Source organism: Bradyrhizobium sp. P5_C11_2 (assembly GCF_054049755.1).
Map to the genome: position 1 here is coordinate 1 of NZ_JBFULT010000922.1, position 1712 is coordinate 1712.

Annotated in this window: 2 protein-coding genes and 1 pseudogene; all 3 read right to left on the reverse strand. The window is 67.1% G+C overall.

Going from position 1 to position 1712, the window contains the following annotated elements:
* Positions 1-658: pseudogene (locus tag ACXJL8_RS40305) on the reverse strand (hypothetical protein); the annotation flags it as partial.
* Between the two features lie 184 nt (positions 659-842).
* Positions 843-1127, reverse strand: coding sequence for a YiaA/YiaB family inner membrane protein (locus ACXJL8_RS40310; protein WP_456617437.1), 285 nt, complete (start codon positions 1125-1127; stop codon positions 843-845).
* A 47-nt stretch (positions 1128-1174) separates the two neighbouring features.
* On the reverse strand, positions 1175-1712 hold a 538-nt coding region (locus ACXJL8_RS40315; RefSeq protein ID WP_456686954.1), incomplete at its 5' end, for a PspA/IM30 family protein.

The following is a 1712-nucleotide window of genomic DNA, read 5'->3' on the forward strand; positions in this document are numbered from 1 at the left end:
ACACGCTCCGATGCCGTTGCATGATGCCGCGGGCAAGCTGGAGATGGGCAAAGCTCTGCCGCGCCTCGGGGCGCGGCGACGGATAGACGTCGGAAAAGGTCTCGCTGACCATGCCGACCACCGAGGGCACCTGGGTGACGTTGGAGATCCAGCGCGGGCGCAGTCCGTCGCGCAGGAACAGCACCAGTGTGGTCAAGCCATAAAGCACCCACGACAGCCCCTGCCCGCGCGCATCGGGATCGACCATGACGAGCCCGAGATGGGTGACGTCGACGGGCACGCCGTCGAGCTCGACCTGCATCACCGACAGGGCGTTGAACGCGATCGGGCGCCCCGTGTCCTCCTCGGAGATCAGCGTGACAATGGCGCGGGAGAGGCGTTCGCGCTCGCCCGAGAAGATGCCGTAGGTGAGCTCGTCGGCCGGMAAGGTCTTGGCCGCGACCGTGCGGAGCTGCGCGACCAACCGCTCGAGTTCGTCCTGCGGCAGCGACAGGCCCGGGCTTTCAACGATCCGGGTCACATGACCGGGATGGGTCCGCAGGCTGAGATCGATGGTCGGCTGCGCGAAGGCCTTGAACCAGAACGCCGCGTAGCCGCGCAGCCGTCCGGCGGACTCGCGCAGATGTTGCCAGCTTCGTTCGTTCCCAGCGTCTGCCATGCCCGCCTGCCCGTGATCCGGACGGTTTTCGCGCGAGGCCATTAAGGAGCGATGAGTACCATTTTTTGTGACGGTTGCAGGGTAAAGGATACGTTGCGCCGGTCGCGGCAAATGGCTGGACGTGCGTCGGGCGGCGGATGCTCTGACATCCGCCGCCCCACSGTCCGGTCGGACTGGCGCGATATTACGCCGCCCGCGGGCCGCGTTCGACTTCCATGAGCAGGCGTTCGGCCTTGGCGTCTTCGATGCGGTTCACCAGGCGGTTGCTCTCGTGATTGTCACGCATCGTCTTGGTCATGGTGATGCAGGACTGCACCAGCATCAGAAAGCCCATGGCGAGGTAGCCTTTGATCGAGAGATCGAGCGGCAGGAAGAAGATGCCGAGGCCGACCATGAAGGCGGACGCGGCGAACGAAACGTAAGTGAAGGTGATCCAGGCGGGGCTGTGGAGCGGGGTGGTCGGGTTCATGATGGTCTCCTGTTGCTTGAGGTAGTGGCGAATGATCATCGTTGGAGTCAGTCAGTCGGCGTGCGCTTGGACTTCAACCGCGCCAGCACGTCGTCCGCGGTTGTCTTGAGCCGGGGGCCGAAGCCCTGCTCGGCGAGTTTCTCGGCGGTGGCGAGCGGACCCGTGGCCGCATCGAGCTCGACCAGCGCATCGTCTGCGGCCTGGGCTTCGATCTGCCGGTCGCGCAGGCGCTTCAGCGTGTTCTCCGCATCCGGCAGCGTGGATTCGTAAGGACGGGCCGCCTCGATGCCGCTGCGGCGTAGCGAACGCACCGCTTCCGAGGCGCGGGCGACGCGGCGGCCGCGATCGAGCTCGGTGATACGGGCCTGCGCGCTTGCGACGTGCCGCTTCAGCCGGGCGATCTCGGTCGCGAACAGCGCGCGCGCCGTCATCGCCGCGTCACGGTCAGCCTCGAGGCCGGCGATGGCCTCGGCGGCGTCCTTGGCGAGATCCTCGCGTCCGCCGTCGAGCGCCGCAACGGCCCGGGTCTCGAGATCGGCGATGCGCGCGCAGGTGGCCTCGAGCTTGCGGCCCTCCTGCTGGTCC

What these genes read in the sequence shown, in the direction of transcription:
- ACXJL8_RS40310 (WP_456617437.1), bottom strand. Translation starts at nt 1,127, where the DNA reads ATGAACCCGACCACCCCGCTCCACAGCCCCGCCTGGATCACCTTCACT.